The sequence below is a fragment of the Sphingobacterium athyrii genome, from assembly GCF_003071065.1.
Taxonomy (GTDB): Bacteria; Bacteroidota; Bacteroidia; order Sphingobacteriales; family Sphingobacteriaceae; genus Sphingobacterium; species Sphingobacterium athyrii.
Genome location: NZ_QCXX01000002.1, coordinates 787,627 through 813,690 on the forward strand (window position 1 = coordinate 787,627; position 26,064 = coordinate 813,690).

17 protein-coding genes are annotated in these 26,064 nt (G+C 43.9%); 14 read left to right on the forward strand and 3 right to left on the reverse strand.

Features of this window, described 5'->3' with window-relative positions; all coding sequences use genetic code 11:
• The first annotated feature begins 163 nt into the window (after positions 1-163).
• Positions 164-2,329 (forward strand): TonB-dependent siderophore receptor, encoded by a 2,166-nt coding sequence (locus DCO56_RS09880; RefSeq protein ID WP_108633565.1) that lies wholly within the window; start codon positions 164-166, stop codon positions 2,327-2,329.
• A gap of 119 nt (positions 2,330-2,448) precedes the next feature.
• On the opposite strand, the gene DCO56_RS09885 is transcribed toward DCO56_RS09880, so the two are convergent.
• Together DCO56_RS09885 and DCO56_RS09890 are read right to left on the reverse strand one after the other, a co-directional pair.
• Complete coding sequence (locus DCO56_RS09885; protein WP_108633566.1) at positions 2,449-3,141, reverse strand: formylglycine-generating enzyme family protein; 693 nt, start codon at positions 3,139-3,141, stop codon at positions 2,449-2,451.
• A gap of 156 nt (positions 3,142-3,297) precedes the next feature.
• Positions 3,298-4,014 (reverse strand): DUF3667 domain-containing protein, encoded by a 717-nt coding sequence (locus DCO56_RS09890; RefSeq protein ID WP_108633567.1) that lies wholly within the window; start codon positions 4,012-4,014, stop codon positions 3,298-3,300.
• A 177-nt stretch (positions 4,015-4,191) separates the two neighbouring features.
• On the opposite strand from DCO56_RS09890, the gene DCO56_RS09895 reads away from it, so the two are divergent.
• The 13 genes from DCO56_RS09895 to DCO56_RS09955 all read left to right on the forward strand — a co-directional run bounded on the left by DCO56_RS09895 (position 4,192) and on the right by DCO56_RS09955 (position 23,507).
• Positions 4,192-4,947, forward strand: a complete 756-nt coding sequence (locus DCO56_RS09895; RefSeq protein ID WP_108633568.1) for a response regulator transcription factor — start codon at positions 4,192-4,194, stop codon at positions 4,945-4,947.
• Positions 4,948-4,983: 36 nt separating this feature from the next.
• A complete protein-coding gene (locus DCO56_RS09900; RefSeq protein WP_108633569.1) occupies positions 4,984-5,565 on the forward strand; it encodes a Crp/Fnr family transcriptional regulator in 582 nt (193 codons plus the stop codon).
• 68 nt (positions 5,566-5,633) lie between these two features.
• Entirely contained in the window at positions 5,634-6,317 is a 684-nt protein-coding gene (locus tag DCO56_RS09905) for a CPBP family intramembrane glutamic endopeptidase (RefSeq protein WP_108633570.1), read from the forward strand.
• Positions 6,318-6,514: 197 nt separating this feature from the next.
• Positions 6,515-6,751 carry a hypothetical protein gene (locus tag DCO56_RS09910; protein ID WP_108633571.1) on the forward strand — a complete coding sequence of 79 codons (237 nt, stop codon included), beginning with the start codon at positions 6,515-6,517 and terminating at the stop codon, positions 6,749-6,751.
• Between the two features lie 277 nt (positions 6,752-7,028).
• Entirely contained in the window at positions 7,029-7,550 is a 522-nt protein-coding gene (locus tag DCO56_RS09915) for a sigma-70 family RNA polymerase sigma factor (protein ID WP_181390509.1), read from the forward strand.
• 108 nt (positions 7,551-7,658) lie between these two features.
• Positions 7,659-8,807, forward strand: a complete 1,149-nt coding sequence (locus DCO56_RS09920) for a FecR family protein (RefSeq protein WP_108633573.1) — start codon at positions 7,659-7,661, stop codon at positions 8,805-8,807.
• Between the two features lie 228 nt (positions 8,808-9,035).
• On the forward strand, positions 9,036-12,437 hold the full coding sequence (locus DCO56_RS09925) for a TonB-dependent receptor (RefSeq protein WP_181390510.1): 3,402 nt from the start codon (positions 9,036-9,038) through the stop codon (positions 12,435-12,437).
• 2 nt (positions 12,438-12,439) lie between these two features.
• Positions 12,440-14,344, forward strand: coding sequence for a RagB/SusD family nutrient uptake outer membrane protein (locus tag DCO56_RS09930; protein ID WP_108633575.1), 1,905 nt, complete (start codon positions 12,440-12,442; stop codon positions 14,342-14,344).
• Between the two features lie 17 nt (positions 14,345-14,361).
• Positions 14,362-15,645: a DUF5000 domain-containing lipoprotein gene (locus tag DCO56_RS09935; RefSeq protein WP_181390511.1), complete on the forward strand. Its 1,284-nt coding sequence runs from the start codon at positions 14,362-14,364 to the stop codon at positions 15,643-15,645.
• A 33-nt stretch (positions 15,646-15,678) separates the two neighbouring features.
• A complete protein-coding gene (locus tag DCO56_RS09940) occupies positions 15,679-16,389 on the forward strand; it encodes a DUF4998 domain-containing protein (protein ID WP_108633577.1) in 711 nt (236 codons plus the stop codon).
• Positions 16,390-16,909: 520 nt separating this feature from the next.
• A complete protein-coding gene (locus tag DCO56_RS09945; protein ID WP_219929354.1) occupies positions 16,910-20,266 on the forward strand; it encodes a SusC/RagA family TonB-linked outer membrane protein in 3,357 nt (1,118 codons plus the stop codon).
• A gap of 18 nt (positions 20,267-20,284) precedes the next feature.
• The gene (locus DCO56_RS09950; protein WP_108633578.1) at positions 20,285-22,303 is read left to right on the forward strand and encodes a RagB/SusD family nutrient uptake outer membrane protein; all 2,019 of its coding nucleotides are present in this window, start codon (positions 20,285-20,287) and stop codon (positions 22,301-22,303) included.
• Positions 22,304-22,409: 106 nt separating this feature from the next.
• Positions 22,410-23,507, forward strand: coding sequence for a glycoside hydrolase family 88/105 protein (locus tag DCO56_RS09955; RefSeq protein ID WP_245935820.1), 1,098 nt, complete (start codon positions 22,410-22,412; stop codon positions 23,505-23,507).
• A gap of 118 nt (positions 23,508-23,625) precedes the next feature.
• On the opposite strand, the gene DCO56_RS09960 is transcribed toward DCO56_RS09955, so the two are convergent.
• Positions 23,626-25,983: an ABC transporter permease gene (locus tag DCO56_RS09960; protein ID WP_108633580.1), complete on the reverse strand. Its 2,358-nt coding sequence runs from the start codon at positions 25,981-25,983 to the stop codon at positions 23,626-23,628.
• Between the last annotated feature and the right edge of the window lie 81 nt (positions 25,984-26,064).

The following is a 26,064-nucleotide window of genomic DNA, read 5'->3' on the forward strand; positions in this document are numbered from 1 at the left end:
GCGATAACAGTTGTTTTACACCTTTTCAGCTGGATAGTCCCCATTTTTCAAGATAGAAATGATAATCTCTTGCAGAGCAACCAAGCAATGGCTGGAATTTGCTGTACAGGACCTTGTCGGGGACGAGTAAGACTCATTCATTGTTGATCAAATTTAGTTTCTAATGCTATTGAACACCCGCTATTTAAGACCTTTTTTAATTTTTACACTGATATTTACAATTTTTACAAGCACTGTACAGGCCCAATCCAGGGATACACTATTGCCAAAACAGCTCGACTCCGTTTTTATAAGATCACATTTCAGGGCGAAAGACAAATCGAGTTTCCAGTCTGCGCGAATAAATATTCGTGATTACGAAAACCCACAGGTAACGGCCAGCGTGGGTACCAACCTGACCAAAAATAGGAATTACTTTACACAAACGTCGATGCTGTCGAATGCCACAGGTGTAACACCCAGTTGGGCCGGGGTGGCCCCTTACTTTACGATCCGCGGATTCCGGACGCGAAGTAATTTTAGAAATGGGCTGAATGCTTATCTGCAATACAGCGACGAAAATAGCAACATCCAGCAGCTGGATGTTATCAAAGGTCCGAGCGGCACCTTGTTTGGCGGCACCAACATGGCTTTTGGTGGACTGATCAATGTGCTCACTGCTATTCCCCTCGATAGTGCCTTTACAAATTTTTCTCTGGCTGCGGGTAACAATGCGCTCCATCGAACCAGTATCGAAGTAAACACGCCGCTAGATTCCGGTCATAAAGCACTGTTCCGGATGTTTGGTACGTATACGTCGAGAAGGAGTTTTCAGGATCAGGGTTTAAATAAAAACCTTTTCCTGGCACCAAGTTTCAGCTACCAGCTTACTCCGGATTTAAAAATTAGAATGGAGGCTGAATTCTTAAACCGGAACACTACAAATAGCCCCTTATTCACACCTGCTAATCCAAAAACGGCTGCCGGACCGGATAATGTACAGTATTCAAGAGGGCTTGAGCTCGACTACCGAAAATCGTACACGGACAACAGCCTGTTGTGGAAGACCTCCTCACTGAATTTTTACGGAAAGATAAGTTATGCGATTTCGTCGAACTGGCAGTCTGAAACGAACTTTGCAAGTACATATAGTACCTCAAATGGCGATTACCAAACAAACTTGTTGGTCAACAATAATGCTGCTGTGGCTCGGAAGGTACTACGCTATGAAGCAGAAGACATGAGCAATAATCAGGTACAACAAAACTTTATCGGAAATTTTAAGGTAGGTAACTGGGACAATAAATTACTTGTCGGCCTTGACTATCACCGCTATAGTTATGCTGCAAATTATAGGAGTGCGGGCTATGTAGACACGGTATCAATTGCGGGGCACTCGGCTGCAGCAAATTTATTTAATGCAGACCTTGTCCGGAATATCGTGCTATCCAAACAACCCAGCAACTCGGTCGCTCCACAAAATGCGTACTCGGCTTATGTTTCGGACGTCATCAAGCCCAACGATGCGTTGACAATCATGCTGAGTGCGCGTTACGATAGGCTGATCAACTTTGGAACACGGGATGTGCTGACGGCCATCACAACGGCTGACTATAAGCAATCTTCCATTACTCCTAAGATTGGACTGACCTATCAGCTTATTCCAAAGACCGTTACATTTTTCGGGAATTATATGCGGGGATTCCAAAATATAGCACCAATGAGCAGCAATGGTATCTTATATAATTTTAAACCCCAATATGGAAGCCAGTGGGAATCGGGGATTAAAATCGCCGTACCCAATAACGTACTGGATCTCACCTTGAGCTACTATGATATCAGTGTAAGCAATACTGTGACTACGGATCCGAACGATGCCACAAAATACCTACAGCGGGGGAAGCAGTACAGCCGTGGCGTGGAGCTTGATGTACAGACCGAGCCTCTGCAAAATCTTTTTCTACATGCTGGTACAGCCTATAACAACAGTAAAATAACGGTTGGCGATGCCGCCGTCCAAGGATTGAGGCCTGTGAATGCTGTTCCGAAATGGTCTGCGACCTGGTATGCTAGTTATGAAGTTTCGGTGGATAAGGTCAGTAAATGGAATATCGGTTTCGGGGGCAATTACGTGGGACAGGACCTAATAATCAACAGCAGAAATGCTGGAAGTTTTTATACGAATGCCTATACACTTTGTAACGGTAATATAGGCTATACGTATCGACAGCTCCAATGTCGTTTTACAGCTGAAAACCTGTTTAACACCCACTATTATTACGGCGGAAGGGGCTTTATTACAGCAGGTAGCCTGCGGCAGTGTATCTTGTCGATGGGGCTGCATTTTTAATGGATTTGGGTGGTGATCGCTACCAGTAGATTGGCTGGTGGATTTGTGCAGCATATATACACTGTTAATATAGATGTGCTAATCCACCAGACCGATTAACATATCGGCTAATTTTTATTTTATTTGTTCTTTGCAATTCTAAATCCGAGGTCGTCAATTTTAAATTTTAAGGGATGGCTCCGTCGGCGGGTCGTTGCCATCACGCTTCTTTCTAGGTCACAAAAACCGCCCCCACGGAAAATACGGTAAGAACAATATACTTCTGTATCGTATAGGTCTGAACACCATTCCCAAACGTTGCCCAACATATCATAAAGCCCCCAGGGATTTGGTGTTTTCTGTCCAACGGCATGCGTTCTATTTTCTGAATTGTCCTTATACCAGGCGATCTGATCCAGTGCCCCATACCTAATTCCGGTTGTCCCGGCTTTACAAGCATATTCCCATTCGGCCTCGGTGGGTAAACGAAAACCATCCGCTGATTTTTTAAAACCTATATTTCCGCTTTCATCCTGAATGATATAGCAAGGTGTTAAGCCGTTTTGAATCGAGAGTTTATTGCAGAAAATCACAGCTTCTTTAAATGAAACTGTTTCCACGGGAAGTGACTCCCCTTTGAAAGTGCTCGGGTTTTCATTGGTTATGTTGAAGTATAGATCCTGCGTTACCGGAAATTTTAAAAGAAAAAAGGGAGCTATTTCAACAGTCCATTTCTCTTTTGTCCGATCATCGCGTAAATCAATTCTTCCGCTCGGTATATCGACCATTTGTTCTAAAATCGTTGGACTCTTCCGTGTGCTGTCTGGATTCATTGGGCTAAGGTAATTTAGTTTTTATTTCTTCCGTGGATGAAGATACTTAAACTTTTGTTAGCGCCCAGCTTTCCTTCGATATAGACTAGTGTGACCGCCCAATATTTTAATTGCTATGCATCTGATAATATCGCTCCAGATAGAGATAAATCGTGGTTAATGAAAAATGAAATCGATACCCGAACCAATTGCAAATACCGACAGCATAAATGTGATAAAGCCCAACATGTAAGCGAAGAATGCTTTTAAATAATTTGACAGCTTCGTAGGATCAAAGAACTGTCCAACGGACCAAACGCCGTACAACAGCGCCAAGATACTGGCATAGGTCATTACGCTTTGATGAGCGATACCTTCAACCAGTGCAAATAGGGCATAGATCAACATGCTCATTCCTAAAACGAAACATAAGAGAATAATGATCTCAAAGAGATTAAACCCATATTTTTTGAAAAAGAGTTTTGTCCACAGGGCAATAAATATCCCGATGATAATGTTGGCATAGCCATAGTGACCTTGAATCCAAAGGAACATCTTACTCGTCGTGGAATGTTGGGATTCATAATAACTGATATATTTATCTTCAATATGAAAAAAGTGGCTTAAAATTGAATAAATAAGTGAAGTAACAATAATAAAAATAATAGGCTTGACCAGACGGCTTCGATTTTCGGAGATGTAGTGCCGTACATTTTTTCCTGGCGTGGTAATGAGCTCGCGAATCGTGTACAAAATACCACGCTCAAAGTGGAGCACATGTTCTATTTCATGGGCAATATAATGGGCGTCGATTCTTTTAAGCACCGCTGGATGGCCACAATTGGGACAGAAATTAGAATTGATCGCAATTTTACAGTTTTTGCAAGTTGTCATTTTCAAGGAGTTCTATAGGTAATTCAAGGTTGTCAATCCATGGCGTTCGCTGCCCACATTATTGGTGGTTTTTTGCTTCTTATCGATTGCCAATTTGCTCAAAAATAGAAGAGTTTTTGCGAATAAAAGCTACACCTAAGTGTAGTTTTGTTTAATTTCGAAGCATAGAATTTGAACATGGATTTCAAAGATTTATTTTCATCCCAAAATGTGGTCACAAACCTGTCGACAACAGATCTCGAGCAGGCTAATAATTACATCGAACTTGTGAAAGCCTTCGCGCGTATTACTTATCAAAGTATATACATTATCGATTATCAGCGCAAGGCTTTCGAATTTGTCTCTGACAATCCCTTATTTTTAGCCGGGTTAACATCAAAACAGGTTAGAGAAATGGGGTATAGCTTTTACCAAAAATATGTTCCCGAGGCAGATTTTCAAATGCTTATCCAGATCAACAATGCAGGCTTTGATTTTTATCAAAAAATCCCCTTGAAGGAGCGCAAACTATATGTAATATCTTATGATTTTCAAATACAGGACGCGAATAAAAAGTACATTTTGATCAACCATAAGTTGACGCCGTGTTTTCTGACTGAAGACGGAAAGATATGGAAGGCCATTTGTATCGTATCGTTGTCTTCAAACGTATCCTCAGGAAATGTAACCATCGAAAAGCTTCATGCTGATCAGCTCTGGGAACTTGACCTGCAGACTGATCGATGGAGTGCCCGAAGAAAAGTTAACCTCAGCGAACGTGAAATTGAAATATTACGCTATTATCACCGAGGGCTGACCATTCACGAGACTTCTGAGAAAATATTCGTTTCAATAGACACGGTGAAGTTTCATCGCCGAAAATTATTTGAAAAATTGGGCGTAAGTAATATGAATGAAGCTTTGCACTTTGCGTTAAATAATAGACTATTATAGTGTTAGATCGTTTTAGAATTGTTATATTAAATTTAAATGAAAATTCCAAGTCCAGAAAATATCAAGCAGATCTTTGACGCTTATTATCCCGTCCACATCAAATTTTGGATTGAATTTTCTAAAGTAGTAGAGTGCCGGACCTTTGGAAAAAATGAAACCATCAAAAAATACAATAAGACCGAAAGGTTCATCAATATTTTGGTTTCGGGTTCTGTCGGTCATTTTGTGCCTTATCAGGACAAAGATATTTGCATCAATTTGTATTATGAAAACCAGGTATTTAGCGATTATCTTTCTTTTTTATCTCAAAAACCTACGGTCATCAAAACCGAGTGCATAGAGGATGTGGAGCTTTGGTCGGTAAGTTATAAGAATCTGCAAAGCCTATACGACAAATCTGACCGCTCGCTTCTCATTGGCAAAGCTATTTCGGATATTATGTTTACAGCTAAACAGTCAGAACAAATAAATCTCCTTACACTGTCGCCTACCGAAAGATATCGGAAATTAATAAACGAACGACCGAAGATTTTTCAACGCACCCCACTCAAAATTATCGCATCCTATCTGGGTATTGCCCCGGAGAGCCTGAGTAGAATAAGAAAGAAGATTTCTTAACTTTCGTCAAGTGTTTTTGGCTTTATTGCAATTATTTTTGCGCATTGCAAAAATGCGAAACACATATTATGAAAAGAAAAATCAACTTTGGGGCCATTGTCACTTATTACATTATCGCGATAGTCTGCCGCTATTTCACCAACAAAACAGAATTGCTAAGCAGTTTCGAAAGCCCATATCTAAAATCTATCCTTACCGGAGTTGGCCCCGCTATTGGTGCTACCGCAGTATTTCTAATATTCAATATTAAACCGGTGCTGTCGCTCAAGGGTAATTATAAAAATATGCTGATCCCAATTACTCTTTATTGGGTATTTCCCATTGCTTTAATTAGTATGGTGTCATACGTTACACTTGGTAAAATACCCTATTTAGCAGTATCTTCAGTTTTGATCTACGGCTTGTTGGAAGAAATAGGTTGGCGTGGTTTTCTCTATCAGGAATTTAAAGCGTTGAAACCATTATATAATATACTTTTATTGTCTGTGCTATGGTTTTTATGGCATCTGAATTTTGATTTCACGCCTATACAAATATCCTTTTTTGTGATTTTGGTATTGGGAAGCTGGGGGATAGGTAAGGTCGCCGACAGCACGGGTTCCCTTATCGCTGTCAGTGCATTTCATTCTCTTAATAATTTCTTCCCAAACATGAATACCAAAAGTGGTCCAATTTTGGGCATCTTGCTTGCGGTATGGGCAGTCAGCTTGCTCATTCGCAAAAGGATGAGGATCAAGGCAGCAAATTGTTGAAAATTTATCCTGCTAAGTTTAAATAGGATAGGGTCTGACGTCCTAAAAAGATTGAAATCTGGTCTTGAACAAGAGGGGGATAAACCAATTTATTTACTATTTTTCGACAAAATTAGTAGAAAGGCTACTTTGCTTTCTGGGGAAATAGTTAAAAATAGCGTTTTCCGCAGTGGGGTTGCCAAACATAAAAAAGGGATATGAACCAACTTGAAATTAGAATCGAAAAGCACAATGAAGGCTTTTGGGCCAAAACAGTAAACTGTCCGGTTGTATTAACCTCTTATGGGGATACGATTGAAGGCTGCAAACAAAACTTTTTGGATTGTATCGAAATGACCCGGGAGCTTGATGAGATGAATCGTTTTCCTTATAAAGAGGGTGAATATGAACTTGTTTATAGCATCGAAAACGAAACAGCGCCGGCCTTATTGTAGTGATTCCAATGCCAGCTATAGTTGTGTTTGAGCCAAGAATATTTTGGCTTTTTGCGTTTATATACTATTAGGGTTCCCAGTCGGATTGACTGAGCCGATCGGATCGTAAGCTTTATCCTTGTTCACTGTCATACCGGGATCCATTTTTGCCATTCTTGCAGATTGAAAGATAGTAAGGTCTTTTCCGCTAAAATAGTATGAATATAGTTTTAAATTACTATATTAACCACCGAAAGTAATCGATTTTAACCAGTTCAGTTTCATGCCGTCGAACCTCATGGAAAATAAGATAAAAGCACTATTTGAGCAGAATTATTACGGGCTTGTTGAGCTTTCGTGTCGTTTGGTGGGGAGTAATGAGACTGGAGAAGATATTGTACAGGATGTGTTTGTTAAATTGCTGGACAACGATACTGTCCTCCCAAAAGATACCCAATCTGCCAAATCCTATATTTATGCGATGGTCAAGAATGCTTCGATAAGTCATCTCCGAAAAGTAAAGGTAATCCACAATTATCGTCAGGTCAATCCAGCTACTGAAATATCCGACGAGGATCTATTAGAAAATATCATTTATGCTGAAGCCATTAACCAGCTCTATGCTTCAATCCGTAACCTCCCCGAAGCAAGTCAGAATATTTTTAAAATGGCTTACATAGAAGAGAAATCGAATTTGGAGGTTGCTGAAAGCTATGGAATTTCGATCAATACCGTCAAGACCCAAAAACGCAGGGCAATGGCAGCACTAAAAAAAGTACTGTTTCCGGTGTTGCGTTCCATCAAAATCCTATTTTTTTAATTTTTTTTAATTTTCTTGTCATCCTTTCTTCCTGCTCGCGCGTCTTGTGAATAGATGACGTCTTTTTCCTGCGCCTATAACGGATACATGACCTCATATATTTAAATTATGGAATCAAATTATTTAAGGGTAGCTCAATTAATGGAACGGTACCTCAGTGGAACAATCAGCGCTAAGGAACTGTTGGAGTTGCAGCAGTTTCAGAAATCATATCCACGGATAAAGATCTGGTTGGAGAATAAGGAGATCAAACAGGAGGAAATCCGCGAACTGCTCAATGCGTATATGCGCAACGATATTCAGCGTAAATGGGAATCGACCTTGGTCAAGGCGAGATCCTATCGTCAACAACAAAAGAAAAGAAGATGGTTGGTGGCAGCCTCTGTTGTCGCAGCCATCTGCCTTGGAGTCTGGGCCGTACCGTATTTTTCGGGAGCTGAAAAAGCACCTATTGTTGCTCAAAAAAATAAAAATGTAGTCCCCGGAAAACAACAGGCCGTGTTGACCTTGTCAAATGGCGAGACGATACACTTGGGCGGGAATGATAGTACGACAATCCACGAAGGTGGAAATCTGATGAAAATAGCGGATAATCAATTGGACTATGCAGCGACAGACAAAGACGAGATGCACATCCATAAACTCAATGTACCTGTTGGCGGAACCTATCGTATTCAGTTGAATGATGGAACAGTTGTCTGGTTAAACGCTGATTCTGAAATAGAATATCCCTCTGTATTTACGGGCAGTGAACGACGCGTAGCGATTAAGGGTGAAGCTTTTTTTGACGTCGCAAAGGATCCTTCGAGACCATTTCGCGTAGAAGTGGGTGAATCTACTGTTGAGGCCGTGGGCACAGCTTTTAATATCAATACGCACCTCAAACAAGGTCAGATCAAGACAATACTGACCGAAGGAAAGATAAAAGTAAGTGTCGCAGACAAATCTGTATTGATAGACAAAGGGAACGCGACCTTGATCAACAATAGCCAAATCACTGTGGCAAAAGCGGATCCAGAAGAAGCCCTCGCCTGGAAGGAAGGCTATTTTTATTTTGGCGGAAAAGACCTCAGGAGTATCATGAATGAGATTACACGCTGGTATGATATTGATGTCGAATATAAACATGCGGTCAGTGATGAAAAATATCAAGGGGGAATCAAACGAACCGAATCTATCCAGGCGGTATGTGCGGTACTGGAGGGGGTAACCGGTCTGGATATCCAGATCAACAATAGAACATTAGTGATAAAATAAAAAGGAGGTCAATGATATAGCAATCAATATGTAACACAACACAAGAATCTTAAAAAAACTGGAGGTACGGGAATACCCCCAGTCAGCATATAAGGTTCTAAACGAACTATAGTACTAACACAATTACAAGTAAAACCTTATCTAATCAAATGTATGGAATTTAAGTATATATGGCAAAATCTATTTGTCAGATGGCGTAGCCATATGCTGTTCAAAACACTACTAACCATGAAACTTACTGTATTTCTCGTAATTATGGGGACGTTGAGTGCAGCTTCAAAAGGTCTGGCCCAGAAAGTTAGCCTTAAATTGAACAATTCAACGATGGAAAATGCCTTGGGAGCAATTAAAGCGCAGACAGGTTTTCGCTTTATTTATAAAGAAGCTACCTTAAGGAAAGCTTCCAGTGTCAATATCAATTTGACAAAAGTGCCGTTGGAACTTGCTTTAAAACAATTATTGCAAAACCAGCCTTTAGATTATCAAATGTACGAAGGGACGGTTGTCATCGTACCGAAGCCTACGAAAAAGAACCCCTCACCGGGCACGGTAAGCAGCACGATCCAGCGTGAAGTGCAAGTCACAGGTACGGTCAAGGACTCCCTCGGTACCATATTGCCCGGTGTATCCATCTACCTCAAAAGCAAGCCTAGTGTAGGAACTACCACTGACCTCAACGGTAATTATATTCTCAAGGTACCTGCCACGGAGGTGCTGGTATTAAAAATGGTGGGTTATCGTACGGAAGAGGCTCCAATCGCTGGACGGACTAAAATCGACATTATTCTAGAGCAGTCTTCGGCTTATGTCGATGAAGTTGTGGTGACTGCATTTGGTCAAAAAACCTTGCGGGAGAGTGTGGTCGGTGCAGTTACTACGGTATCTCCAAAGGAATTGCGTACCGGAAGTAGCAATCTTACCACGGCCTTACAGGGGAGGGTTGCGGGGATGATTTCCTTCCAACGCAGTGGTGAACCGGGACTTGACAATGCTGACTTCTTTATCCGCGGTGTTGGAAGCTTCGGTGTCAATAATTCGCCGCTGATCTTGGTTGATAATATGGAGGTTACCGCGAATGATCTGGCCCGGATACCAGTTGATGATATTGAAAGTTTTTCGGTATTGAAGGATGCCGCAGCAGCGGCAGTATACGGTTCAAGGGGAGCGAATGGTGTATTGCTCGTGACGACCAAAATGGGGAAAGAGGGCCCTGCACGTCTTAATTTTCGTGTGGATCAACGCCTGTCGGCACCCACGGAAAAAGTGAAGATCGCAAATCCGGTCACCTGGATGAAAATGCAGAACGAGGCTTATATGACCCGCGACCCGCTGACAGAACGTCGCAACTTATATTCTCCGGAAAAAATTGTCCGAACAGAAATTGGAGATGATCCCTATGCCTATCCGGCTGTTGATTGGCTCGGTATGTTGATCAAAGAAAAAACCAATACCCAGAACTATAACCTGACTATTACAGGAGGAAGTCAGATTGCGCAATATAATATCAGTGGAAATATGACCAGGGACTTTGGCTTGATCAAAGTGGATCCCCTGAATAATTTCAATAACAATGTTGATTTCAAGGTGTATAACCTTCGGAGCAACATCAATATCAATGTGACCAAGTCAACCACACTTGCGGTAAGAGCATTAGCAAATCTTCAGGATTACAGTGGTCCGATTGTGGGGGGAGCTGATGCATTCAGGTATGCCCTGCGTTCAAACCCAGTTCTTTTTCAACCGGTATACAGACCGGGAGTGGAACAATCCTATATCCGGCACCCCATGTTTGGAAATGCAGAGGATGGACGTTACTTAAACTCTTATGCGGAGGTGGTAAAGGGGTATCAAAACTACAAACGCAGCAATATTGTGCTTTCTGTCGAATTGAACCAAAAGTTGGATTTCCTGACTGAGGGACTCCGTTATCGTGGCATGCTCAACGTGACGCGTAATTCTTATTTCGCCGAAAATAGACAGTACAAACCCTTCTATTATGAGTTTATGGGGTATGATGCGAGTAATTCGCCCTATTATAACCCACTCAATCCCGAGCAGGGAACAGAATATCTGGATTATAGTCCCGCAGATCGCACCAACGCTGCTATCTTTCGCCTGGAAAACCAGATCCTTTATGACCGTACATTTGGCAAACACGCGCTTAGTGGAATGTTTTTAACAGCAATCCAGGACCGTGTAGAGCCTGATACCCGTACCCCGTCTTTACTGAATACATTGCCTTATCGCAATGTTTCCTATTCGGGACGGTTTACTTATTCGTTCGATAAACGGTATTCCGCAGAATTTAACTTTGGATATAACGGCTCGGAACGCTTCGCAGACAAACATCGCTGGGGATTTTTCCCATCAGCGGGCCTTGCCTGGAATGTACAGAATGAAAGCTTTATGGAACCCTATAGGGATGTTGTTTCACTCCTTAAATTGAGGGCTACACACGGTCTGGTGGGGAATGATGTGATTTCTGCGACAAGTTCCCGCTTCTTTTATCTTTCGGATGTAGAGCTCAATTCGGGGAATCAGTCCTATACATGGGGGATGCCCGGCGAAACCCGCCGAACGATCAATGGTATCGATATCAGACAATACCAGAACAACGACATCACATGGGAGATTTCCAGACAGTCCAATCTTGGTCTTGAGCTGGGACTTTTTAAAAGCTCATTTAAATTGACCGTTGACTATTTCAATCAAAAACGCTCGAATATCGTGCAGACGAGAGCTTCCATTCCATCTACAGCAGGTTATTCGGCGAATATCCTGGCCAATGTTGGCAAGTATAGTTCACGGGGTGTTGATGCCGAAATGAACTATTCAAAATCTGTAAACTCCGACCTATGGTTTCAGGCCCGGGGTACTTTTACTTACGCGACCGGTAAATATGTCAATTACGAAGAACCGCAATACGAATACCCTTACTTAAGTAGAATTGGTCTAAGTGCCACACAGCAAAGAGGATATGTTGCCGAAAGGTTATTTATTGATGATGATGAGGTACGCAACAGTCCTGCACAAACTTTTTCTGAGCAGGTACTCGGCGGGGACATAAAATATTTGGATATCAATAAAGATGGCGTCATTAATTCCAATGACATGGTGCCTATTGGTTTGCCGACAACACCTGAGATCAATTATGGTTTTGGCTTGAGTACTGGCTATAAACGACTTGATTTTTCTTTCTTTTTTGCAGGCATGGCGCAGACCTCCCTGTTTATCAATCCGATTTATACCGGATCTGCTCCATTTGGCAGTGTAACGGCGCCGAATGCCGTGCTACAGGTCTGGGCAGACAGCTATTGGTCGGAAGGTGACCAAAATCCATATGCCCTATGGCCACGATTGAGTAGTACGCCGATGGCGAATAACACGCAGACAAGTACATTTTGGATGCGTAATGGTAATGTCTTTCGTCTCAAACAGGTCGAACTGGGATTTGAATTAAAACCGGAAGTGGCCAAACGCTATAAATTTCAGCGGTTTAGAGTCTACGCTAGCGCAACCAACTTGCTGAAATTCAGTAGTTTCAAAATGTGGGATCCTGAGCTCGGTGGTAACGGATTGGGCTATCCGCTACAACGGGTGTTTAACCTTGGTATTAATGCAAGCTTTTAATTATGAAAAGAGAAATTACAAAATATTTAATTGGTGTGTTATTGGTCATTACCAGCGCATCCTGCAGCAAATATGTGGATGTTGTACCGGATAATGTGCCGATACTCGAACATGCTTTTGCAAGTAGGGTAATGGCCGAACGCTATCTGGCTACATGTTATAATGCCATGCCCAATTTTAGTGGTTACAATGCTAACCCCGCAATCATGGGTGCAGGAGAGATATGGACAAATGAACAGATTGCGTCGGCCGGTAAAAACATTCTCCGTGGCGCACAGAATACGGATAGTCCCTTGCTGAACGAATGGGATGGTACATCTAGCCTCTGGCGCGGTATCTCGGATTGCAATATCTTTATAGATAGTATCGGTCAAGTACCGGATATGCCTATCGAAGAACGTGATAAATGGAAAGCAGAGGCAACATTTCTCAAAGCTTTTTACCATTATGAATTGTTGAAACGTTATGGACCTATTCCTATTATGGACAAATTTATCCCTGTAGGGTCGGATTTGGAAAACTATGCGGTTGAGCGGCAGCCAGTCGATGATGTGTTTACCTATATTATCAAAACGATTGATGGTGCCATGGAGTTCCTTGACCCCAATGTGGTTGATGTGAATGCCGAAATGGGACGTGTGAACCGAATAGCTGCTAAGGCAATCAAAGCGGAAGTACTGGTGTACGCTGCAAGTCCGTTGTTCAATGGTAACCAATCGTTGGTGGCTACGATCAAAAATCAGAACGGGAAGCAGCTCTTTAATACCACTTATTCTGCTGAGAAATGGATCAGTGCGGCAAATGCCTGCCGGGAAGCTATTGAAGCTGCTGAGCAGGGAGGGAAGTCGCTATTTGTCTGGCAAGCGCCTCCCGGAGTTAATATTACCCGCCCTGAGGCTATCGCACAGCTGAGCTCGAGATTGGCTTTTAGCCAGAATAAAGATAATACCGAAGGACTCTGGTTTTACTCCAATAATCTTATCAGCAATGAAGTTCAGTTATCCTATATGCCACGCGGATGGGATGCCAATACACAGTCGAATGCAAGTATTCGCTCCTTTCTCTCGGCTAGCCAGAATATGATCGCTAAATACTATAGCGCCAATGGAGTGCCCATAGATGAGGACAAAAGTTATCCTTATAGCCAGCGTTTTGAGGTAGTCAATGTGACCGATCCCAAATACCAATATGATGTGGCACTCAACAACCAGACTATTCGTCTACACTTGGACCGCGAGCCACGTTTCTATGGCAATATCTCTTTCGATGGCGGACGTTATTTTATGCGGAGTAATGCGACAGAAGCAGGTGCCTTCAGTACCTTTTATCGACTAGGGGGAAATGTGGGGATAAACAATGGTACTTACTATAACGTCACGGGATATGGTGTTAAAAAGTATGTGAACTATGAAAATACCTTTGGGGCTTCCAATTCAATGAGTATTGTATCCTTCATTGCTCCAGTGATCCGCTTAGCAGACCTTTACCTGCTTTATGCCGAAGCACTTAACGAAGTGAACGGCCCCACGGCGGAAGCGGTATCCTATATTGATAAAGTACGTGCCAGAGCAGGGCTAAAAGGGGTAGAAGCAGCTTGGCTGGAGTACTCAATCTACCCAAGCCGCCCCGCAACAAAGGATGGTTTGCGGAAAATCATAAAGGATGAGCGGACGATCGAACTTGCATTTGAAGGTAAACGCTTTTGGGATCTACGTCGTTGGAAAGATGGGACTGAGGAATTGAGCAAGGAGGTCGTGGGCAATGATGTGAATCAGCAAAACCCCAATCTTTACTACAGACAGATGGTATTCTATTCCCCGAGTTTTACAGAGCGGGATTATTTTTGGCCGATCAGCCGCGCAGAGTTGCGTAGAAATCCCAAAATGGTTCAAAATTATGGATGGTAGTTTTTAAAATAATCAATATGAACTTAGTATATAACACAAAAGGATTACTTAGGCTCTTGATCTTTGTGGGGCTATCTATTGCTCTTTTTCAGGGATGTAAGGAGGATGTGGGGATACATCCGATCAAAGAGGGCGCAGTAGCGGGGCAGGTGACAAATGTGCGCACCTATGCATTGGCCGGTGCTGCTGTAATCAAATATGACCTTCCTACGGACAAGGATTTCCGCTATGTAAAAGCGGTCTATGTATTGAACAACGGCAGTCGTGTAGAGACTAAATCTACCCAGTACAAGGATTCTCTTCGGGTAGAAGGATTTTCTGTTGCGGGCAGATATGATGTCGAACTTTATTCTGTAAGTGTTGGCGAGGTCGCGTCCAAGCCGATTGTCGTCACAGTCGACGTTGCTACTCCTTACAATCGACTGATCTCGGAGAGCCTGAAAAGTGATTCAAAATTTAATTCCACCTATGGCGGAGTCAATATTTACATTGACAATAAGGAGAAACAACCGCTGGTTGTCATTGTCATGAAAAAGGATGCGGAAAACAACTGGAAAAATATTGATACAGCCTATACGAGCCTAGAAACGCAGACCCTACGTGTACGCGGCATAAGCGAAGGTATGAGCACCTTTGGGGTATTTATTCAGGATAAATGGCGCAATAATTCAGATACCATTGCAAAGGAACTGGCTCCACTGGAAGAAATATTGATTCCCAAAGATACCTGGCAGCTGACCCAGATTGCTGTAGGCGCCATTGGTGGGGATTGGGATACGTTTAATGGAACTTACGGCGGGCGTAGTTTGAAATATAAGACATTATGGGATAACAAGATGACATCACATGGAGATGAGGCCTGGTTTGCATCGACACCAATTCCTTTTTCTTTCTCAATTGATCTTGGCGCACAGTCTATCCTAAGCCGTATCAAAACCTGGCCACGGATGTCTGATTTAAATGGATCGTATACGACCACCCATGTGAAAAAATTCCAGGTATGGGGATCTAACAATCCAGATATGAATGACCCAAGCTTTGACAAATGGTTTTTATTGGGAACGTTTGAAAGTGTAAGACCCTCAGGGTTACCCTTTGGACAGGCTGCCACAACGGATGACAAAAATTATGTAAAACAAGGTGAAGAATGGGATTTTCCGGATGTAAACCCTACAGACCCACGTTATAAGAACCGCTATATCCGTATCAAGGTATTGAGTACATGGAATGGTATTGAAGCTTCAGACAAAAATCCTTCTGCTATTATCATGTCCGAGATCACCCTCTGGGGACAACGTTAGCAGATGATTGTTTAATAGTAATGAGTGAAAATTATGAAAAGAAAAATAATATATATATGTGCGCTTATAGTTGGACTGGCAGCCTGTAAGAAGGAAGATCACTATTATAAGGCCTATTTGGAGAATGCTGAGCGCTACTATCCCGGAGCATTGGATTCATTGGCAATATATCCCGGCAACGGGAGAGCTCAGGTGCATATGCGTTTGAGCACCGATCCAAAGATAAAGCGGGTACGCTTGGTGGTAACCAACGACTTAAATGCGCTGCGGGACACATTGTATTATAATATTGCAGCTTCAGAGATCGGAAAAGAAAAAAATATCTTTCTGGACAAACTGAAGGAAACGCGTTACACGGTCAGTGCCCGTGGCTTTAGTGCAGAAGGAGACAGTTCGAAGGCGATGACAGCAACGACATCCGTGGAGGGTGAACGTTACGGTGCGACGGTCTTGAGCCTCAATAGGGTATTCAACAATTTTACAACTTCGCCGGGTGGCCGAAAACAGGCTATATTTTTTGTTGAAACGGTCGGTAGTGGTTTCACGCCATTACAGGGAACGCGGGTATATTTTGATAGATCAGACAATAAGCGGGACTCACTTTTCTTGGCGCCACTAGATTTTGCCGTGGAGTTCCCCGTTGACATCCAGCCCAAAGGAAGTATTTCTTTTGTCAGCTATTACAAAAAGACCATGTTTTCCCTGGATAATTTCCAAACAAATGAGAAGGTGATCAGTTATTAGTGTTAATTTGCAGGACACAAAGATACAGCTCCGGTAAGCTTTGCTCCATACCTCAGTGCAATGAATGTTTTCGCTGCACTGAGGTATACCCCAATTCAATGCTAAGGTTATCGCCCCATTTAGCCTGTACTCAGTCGTTCTAATATAAAATCTATCTGTCGGATTTTTTCATAGAGTCCTTCGATTTTATCTGTATTTCAACATCCCGTTTTATTAAAACACAGACCTATCCGTTTGTAATAATAAAAATACGAAAACGTTGTAGTTAAATTACGAAAACGTTGTAGTTAAATTTTAAATCGCAGGCATTTTGCTGAGTTTGTCAAAAATTCGACGTCGGATCCCGAATATATATTTCTGTTTTATATCGAAAATCGGGTTATTGAGACAAAATAGTAGTTTTTTGAGACAATAGGGCCCTGTTTTTCTTAATGTTAATCTTCACTTTTACAGTTAAAATTCCTCCACTAGAGGAAGCCAATTATAAAATTTCTAAATAACTCGAAGTGAATATTGCTTTATGAGAAACAATTGTAAACTAAAACAAAACGACTTTTTTGACTCTGGAAAGCGTACATGGATGCCCTCTCCCTGGTTAATGTGCCTGGTTGCTTTTGGTAGCCCCATCGCAGCGTTAAAAGCCAATGAATCAACACAATCAATCCATCGATTGAATGTTCAAAACCGTGAAATTACGGGTAAAATAGCGGATAGCAACGGCCAACCGCTGTCTGGTGTTACTGTAAATGTGCAGGGAAGTAGGATCAGTGCAGCCTCGAAGGCGGACGGTTCGTACCTCATCACGGTACCCCCTGGGGCAGAAAAGCTTGTTTTCAAGCTTATTGGCTACATAACTCGGGAGGTTCCGATTACTTCGACGAAGGTATTGGATGTAGTCTTGACTCCATCAGCAGATGCGTTGGAAGAGGTCGTGGTGGTGGGCTATGGCACCATGCGTAAAAAGGACCTGACGGGTTCGGTGACGCAGATCCTTCCGGATCGAATAGCCAATGAAAACCCAAAAACGGTGCAGGATATCTTGCGCGGTACAGCGGGAATGAATATCGGCTATGACGCTTCGGCAAAAGGAGGCGGCTCGATCGAGGTGCGCGGTAAACGTTCGGTTTACGATAGTAACAGCGGCCATAATAATCCGCTGCTTGTGCTCGATGGAATGATATTCTATGGTGAACTTTCGGAAATCAACCCGGACGACATTGAACAGATCGACATCTTGAAAGATGCCTCCGCCGCCGCGATTTATGGCTCCAAAGCGGCCAGTGGCGTGATTATCATCAGTACAAAAAAAGGCAGACAGGGCAAGCCGACAATTAATATGACCATGAACGCCGGTGCGACGCAATTGAGCAACTACCGCAAAAGATTCAGTCCCGCCGCTTACATGCAGCATCGGGAGGATTGGTATACGAAGAATACCTATGGCATTAATCCCGAAACAGGGCTATATGAAGCTTATCAGACGCGTGACGATAACGGTAACTTAGCGGTGCCTTATGGGTTTTACCTTAATCCGGACCAGCTACCGTCGTCTTTATCGCTCGATTCCTGGCGTGCGCTTTCAACAAATGAGAATGGAGAGTCCGATCTAAGTATCTGGGGCCGCCGTCTGGGGCTGCAGGGTAATGCCCTACAGAATTTCCTGAACGGAAAGGCCGTGGACTGGGCCGACCATACCTTTCGCACGGGTTTCAACCAGGATTATAATGCGAGTATCAGCGGTGCGAGTGATAAGGTGAACTATTACCTGTCCATGGGCTACCTTAAAAATGAGGGTACCGTCATCAGTGACACCTACAAGGCCGTCCGGGCCAATATGAAAATCAATGCGCATGTAAACAAATGGCTGGAGCTGGGGGCCAATGTAAATTTTCAGGATCGCTCTGATGGAAATATAGATATTGATCTGGATCAGACGCTGCGCAATAGTCCTTACGCAGATTATGCGGATGCCAACGGCAACCCGATGCAATATCCGCTGAGTGAACAGTTTAGCCAGCGCGGCTATAACTATGATTTTCTGCAGAACTATCTTGAACTGGATAAGGGCTACACGGTATTGAATTCCATCTTCAATGCGAAAATAAAACTGCCGTTCAATATCACGTATTCCTTTAATGCATCGCCCCGTTTGCAATATTTCCATGACCGCTATTTTATGTCGGCCGAACTCCCCGGATCGAATCCTGCCGATCGGGGGGCCAACCGTGAGCAGACAAAACGATTTGACTGGTCGCTCAACAACACGATCAACTGGGAGCAGACCTTTGCGGATAAGCACCGTCTGATGGTGACCCTGGTGCAGGAAGCTGAGGAACAGCAATCGTGGAAAGACCGCATTGAAGCGCGTAATATTTTACCATCGGATGCGCTTGGTTTCCATAATACCAAAAATGGATCAAAGGAAAATAGCAGCTTCGATAGTTACGATAGCCATCAAACGGCTGATGCCTTGTTGGCCCGTTTGTTTTATTCCTATGATGACCGTTATATGCTGACCACTTCCATCCGGCGGGATGGTTATTCGGCTTTTGGTACTTCGAATCCTTATGCTACTTTTCCCTCGGTGGCGCTGGCCTGGAACTTCAGCAAGGAAAAATTTTTTAAATGGACGGATGTCATGGATTATGGTAAACTGCGTGCTTCCTACGGCAAAAATGGGAACCGCCAGCTTGCAGATCCCAATCTGGCGCTTGCGAACCTCTATGCCGGTAGTGGAAAAATGCATGGCTACCTCAACTCCGCCGGCGAACTGGTCCAATACCGTTACCTGATGGTTGACCGCCTGGCCAATCCCAACCTGCAATGGGAAAAGACCACTGCATGGAATTTTGGTCTGGACTTTGGATTTTTAAAAAACCGGATCTCTGGGAGTCTGGAATATTACCTGATGCAGACCCACGATATGATCATGGAGCAGAAGCTGCCGAACTTCACGGGCTTTAGCAGCATCACGACAAATCTGGGGCAAGTGGACAACAAAGGGATTGAACTGACATTAAATACGGTCAACCTGCAAAAGGACAACCTGAAATGGTCTACCACCTTTAGTTTCTCGTACAACAAAAACCAGATTGTGCATCTTTATAAGAATTACGAAGATGTGCTGGACGCAAATGGAAATGTGATAGGCCGCAAGGAAATGGACGAGATTTCGAATGGCTGGTTTATCGGTCAGCCCATTGGCGCGATCTGGGACTATCAGGTGACGGGTATCTGGCAGGCCAATGAAGCTGCGGAAGCGGCGAGATATGGGCAGGCACCGGGCGACCCCAAGGTAGCCAATCCCTATACCGCTGATGATGTGGTGAATGCCGACGGAAGAAAACCTGTTTACAACAACAACGATAGAGTGTTTTTGGGACAGACAGACCCGCGCTTCCGTTGGGCGATGCGCAATGAATTTACGCTATGGAAAGACCTGAGCTTTTCATTTAACATCTACTCTTCGATGGGCCATAAAAGCCTATCAGGTAATTACCTGAACAACGATGATGATGGGGGCCGGATGGCCTATGGCCTGGCCAATCTGCCGGCCAAAGAATACTGGACACCGGACAACCCAACGGATCGCTATGGCCGGATCGAAGCCAAAGGACCTGTCGGGGCAGAGGGTGCCCAGCGGCTTTACGACCGCTCTTTTATCCGGCTGGACAATATTTCTGTGGGCTATACACTGCCGGCATCGCTGACATCCAGGTATCACTTAAACCGGGTGAAACTATATGGAACGGTGCGCAACGTGGCTACCTGGACCAAAGACTGGGAATATGGTGATCCCGAAACATTTCATCCCAGCAATAACCCTCAGGGATGGGCCTCTCGTGTATTTACCTTCGGTGTGAATTTATCTTTATAACCTGATTAATTGATAGCTATGAAATATACAATAAATACAACCGGATCTATCAGCAGGGGTATCGTCCTACTGCTTGCCGGTACGCTTGCAGTAAGCAGCTGTTCGAAAGAATTTCTACAGCCAGACCCGCTGTCTATCTATTTACCCAATGAGACCTTTAATACCGAGTCGGGACTGCTGTCGGCCATGGCCATCTGCGACCGTCATCTGAAAGGGTATTGGGCCACGGATAATAATGAAATGCTGACCCTGGGGACAGAATACATTTTCTCCGAATTGATGGTCGCAAGTAATACGGACAAACGCAGTATGATGGCAGACGTCGCCAACATGCTGACGCCGACCAGCGACAACTCCACCCTGCAGAATCTGGACCGCTCAAATAGTATGTGGTATTTATGGCAGGAAACCTATAAAGGCATCAGTTATGCCAATACGATTATCAAGTATGTGGATCAGGTGGAGACCTTGAGCGAAGAGGATAAAAATGCCTACAAAGGACGGGCTTATTTTCATCGTGCTTTTCGGTATATGGCATTGGTATTTCAATACGGTGACGTCCCTTTGGTCACGACAATTATTGATGGGCCAAAACAAAACTACCGCAGTACCAAACGCGACGCTATTCTGCAGCTGATCACCAAAGATCTGGAATTTGCTGTCCAATGGGTGCCCGACCAAAAAAATATGAACCTAATCGGCATGATCAATAAGGGGGCCTGCCGTATGCTGCTCACAAAATGTTACCTGGCCCTGGGAGAATATCAGAAGGCGAAAGAACAGACGGATATCCTGATTGATCAATCGGGTTATTCCCTGATGACCGAAAGTTTTGGGACGTTCAACGACGGGGGTGAGGCGCAGACCTGGCCCATTAGCCGCAATGTCATCTGGGATATGCACCGCCCCGAAAACAAATTGATCCCGACCAACCGGGAGGTGATCATGGGCATGCCCAACCGTGGTGCCGATGCGGAGTCTTTTGTCAAAATGTTAACCATGCGCATTCTATATCCTTTCGTATTCGATAGCCGGATCCAGACCACCGATGGGCAGCAGGCCTTGCTGAATATTAAACGGAACAGTGGGGATTATAATGCAAAATATGATTATATGCGCGCTTTCGGCCGAGGTATCGCTACATTCCGGCCCACGGCTTTCCAGTCAAAGGGGGTATGGTCTGTCAACGGTAAACTGGATGATGGCGACTTGCGCCACAGTTCCAAAGTAGGGAATTGGGTGCGCATGGAAGATTATAAGGTAAATAACAAAGCGTCAAAAGATTTCGGAAAACCGATCACATTGAACGATCCGGAAACGGGCAAATTGTTATGTACAGATTCCATTCGCCGTTGGTACGACGTACCGCATTATAAGTTTTTTCTGGATGATCCCGTCAGTGAGGCAAATATCAGCGGATCGGACGGCTCAAGGGGCGCAACCAATGGTAGTATTGCCGACTGGTATCTATACCGTTTGGCGGAAGCTTATCTTTTGCGTGCTGAAGCAAAATATTATATCAATCCCGCCGATGGAACGATAAAAGATGATCTGAATGCGGTGCGTCAGCGGGCAAAATGTACGGAACTGTATCCGGGCGCCGTAACTATCGGTGATATTATGAATGAAAGGGCACGTGAACTCTATTGGGAGGAATGGCGAAATGTCGAACTGAAGCGGGTATCCCTGTGCTTGGCTCGCAGTGGTAAACCCGATGAATGGGGGAACGTGTATAATCTGGAAAATTTCGATAAACAGAGCGGTACAGATGCTACCGGTGGGAGCTACTGGTACCAACGTATCGTGCATTACAGCCTGTACAATAAAAGCGTCATTCATGTGAATGCTACAGGCCTCAGTGATATCAACTACACCATGGATAAAAAGAATATGTACTGGCCAATTCCGAATGTGGCAATTACCTCCAACATTAAAGGGCAATTAAAGCAAAATTATGGCTACGACGGCTATAACGCGGCGACTCCAGTATGGGAAAAGTGGGAGGATGCAGTTGCGGATGAAGCCAAGGCAGAATAGTCAGGCGTATAGGGTCCGAGCTGATTTGCACAGACGCGAATCGCTCAGGCCTGTTTTTGAAAGTTCAATAGATTAAAAATCAATACTTTTTGTTATGATAAAAAATGTGTTTTTGTTTTTACTTTTTCTTCCGTTTAAATTTTGTATTGGACAAACGGAGCTAACAAATTTTCCTGCGGGAGCAGACCCAAAGGAAGTAGGCTATCGGATTGCGCACCGTTTTATCACGGGCAAACATATGCTCCATGCGGGTAAATGGATCAGCTATCCCGAGACTTTTTACTGGACGGGTGCTGTTAACTACGCCCACCTGACGGGCGATCAGCAGCTGACACAGGCGATGAAAGACCGCTTTTCTAAATTAACGTCAGTGGAACAAAACCTGTTGCCGATCAAAAATCACGTCGACCTGAATATGTTCGGAAGTCTCCCTTTACGGCTTTATCAACTCACTAAGGATAAAAGTTACCTAGATCTGGGGCTTCCTTACGCTGATACGCAATGGGAAGTACCGCAAAACGCCAGTCAGGCTGAAAAAGACTGGGCACAAAAAGGGTATTCCTGGCAGACGCGTCTTTGGATTGACGATATGTACATGATTACAATTGTACAGGCAGCGGCTTTCAGAGCAACTGGCGACCCGAAGTATCTGGATCGCGCGGCCAAAGAAATGGTACTTTATCTAGATGATTTACAGCGTCCCAATGGCTTGTTCTATCATGCGCCGGATGTCCCTTATTACTGGGGGCGGGGCAATGGATGGATGGCAGCAGGGATGACGGAATTATTGCGGATGTTGCCCCGTGATCACCGTGATCGGCCCCGTATCCTGAAAGGCTATCTGAAGATGATGAAGAGCCTTAAAAAATACCAGTCGAAAAGTGGTTTATGGAATCAATTGATCGATCAGCCGGATTGCTGGGCGGAGACTTCCGGATCGGCAATGTTTGCCTATGCGATGATATCAGGGGTTAAACAGGGCTGGCTAAATAGTAAACAATATAGCCCGGTAGCCCGGAATGCTTGGTTGGGATTGACAAAATATGTGGACGATAAAGGCGCTGTATACGATGTCTGTGTGGGGACCAATAAAAAGAACGACAAACAGTATTATTATGACCGTCCCCGCCATACGGGCGATTATCATGGACAGGCACCTTATTTATGGTGTGTCAATGCACTGCTGGAAGACGGCGACAAGTAGGTCATGTGACGTAGTCTGTTGCTAAGTGCACTGGTTGCAATGTACTTAGCAATAGACTGGTCCAAATAAAACGATTCGCGGGAGGTCGACGATTTCGTCGGTTAACTGCCGCCGTTTGCTATTCATCCCGCAGGCTATCCACCGGATTGACCATCGCCGCTTTGATGGATTGATAGCTGACCGTGAGCAGTGCCAGTGCCAAAGCGCCCGTTCCGGCAATAAAGAAAAGATCCCAGGTCATCTGAATGCGATAGGTATAAGTGCTCAGCATACGCTCAGTGATATAATAGGCGATCGGAAAGGCGACCAGGCAGGCTAAAAGCACCAAAAGAACAAATTCCTTTGACAGCATCCGCGTGACAGAGAAGATGGAAGCACCCAGCACCTTACGCACACCGATTTCCTTGGTTCTGTTCTCAGCCATAAAGGCGGTCAGACCGTATAAGCCCAGGCAGGAAATAAAAATGGTCAATAAAGAAAAGAGGCTGGAAAGCTTGCCCAACTGCTGGAAATCTTTAAATTTTTCGGCATACTTGGCATCCACAAAGTAATACTCAAAAGGATAGTCGGGATTGTATTTCTTGAAAATTTCCGCTATCCTGGACAGTGCGTCCGCTGTTTCGATAGATTTGTTTAACCGGATATTCGTGACATTGGAGCCCGAAAAAGCACCCTGAATAACAAGCGGTGTGATGGGATTAAAAGGAGATTCTTGTACGAAATCTTTGATGACGCCGATGATATGCCAGTTCCTGCCATCAACAATGGTCTTACCGACGGGATCATCAAAATTGAACACCTTTGCGGCAGACTCATTGATGAGCATGGCGGCAGAATCCGTTGGGAATTTGGCCAGGTCAAAGTCCCGGCCACGCACTAATTGCAAACCAGCGGTACGGACCAAATTGTCGTCTACACCCATACGCGCGAAAATGGTGTTGTCGTCTTTGGGCTTACCATCCCAGCCCATGGAGTTGTTGCTCCAGTTTTCGGTGAGCGGAGAGGAGGTTCTGGCGATATCCGAGGCAATGCCAGATTGAAGCAGCGCATTTTTGATCAGCGTCCCGTTTTTACGGATATCGCCTTGATCAACGACATGGATAAGCTTGTCTTTGTTATAGCCTATTTCTCGGTCCTGCGCATATTTTATTTGTTTCCGGATAGATAATGTTGTTATAATCAGTGTGATGGCAATACAAAATTGAGCAATAACCAGTACTTTCCGAGGATTAAATTTGCGTTGGATATGGAGCAGCTTGCCTTTTAATACTTTTACGGGAGCAAATGCCGATAGATAGAAGGCGGGATAGCTCCCCGAAAGAATGCCAGTCAGGAGTACAAAGCCCATAAATACTGACCAGAAAAGCATATCATTAAATGGTATGGATAATTCTCTTGAAATTAAATCGCTAAAGGAAGGGACTGCGATCTGGGTGATCAACAGTGACAAGAAGCCCGAAATAAAGGCAATCAGAATGGATTCGGTGAGGAACTGCCCGATTAATAATCCTTTATGGGCACCGATCACTTTTCTGACTCCAACTTCCTTCGCTCTTTTTTCACTCTGAGCCGTACTTAGGTTCATAAAATTGATGCAGGCGATGATCAGAATAAAAGAGGCAATAGCGATAAATGAATATACCATCCCGATGCGTTGTGAAGTCGGTTTGCCCATATCGGTAAAGTTACTGTAAAGCCATTTATCTGCAATAGGGGCGATAAAATTTTCCACTTTGGTTTCGGTATGCCGCTGCATAAAACCTTTTATTTGCTGCAGAAATTTGTCGCTATTGACATTTTTGTCCAGTTCAATATAGGTCTGTACAGACTGATTTCCCCAGTAATCATCCGAATAACCTATTTTTTCCATTAATGTCCAGGGGACCAGATAAGCTGTTCCTTTCATAAAGGAATTATCGGGGATGTCTTCAATGATGGCCGAGACTGTTGAAGTCTGGGTGCTGTCCAGTCTGATGCTCTGGTTGATGGGATCGGTATCACCAAATAAGCGCGCTGCCAAAGATCTGGTCAAAACGATCTGGCCGGGATTTTTCAGCGCTTCGACGGGATTGCCTGCGACAATTTTATAATCAAATATTTTTAAGAACGTACTGTCTACAAAAACACCTTGCTCTTTTGAAAGTTTGGTTTCGCCCCGCGTCAGTAGGAATCCGGTACCCTTGTTGACCCTCGTAACATGATTGATCTCCGGAAAGTCTGTTTTCAAAGCGGCAGCCATTGGCTTGGGGGTGTAAAAATGCTGTACAGGACTGCCTGCCCAAACATCCTTTATGCCGACGGCATAAATTTGGTCAGTCCTTGAATAAAAACGATCAAAGCTAAATTCGCTTTTTACCCATAACATAATCAAGATCGCTGCAGCCATTCCCGTCGCCAACCCGACAATGTTTATTGCTGTAAAACCTTTGTTCTTCAGGAGATGCCGAAAGGCTATTTTGAAATAATTTTTAAGCATAGGAATCGGTTTTTTATTCCTAGTGCTACCAATTCGTTTGCCAATCGGGTAATGTGTTGAAAATAAATTATTTATTATCTT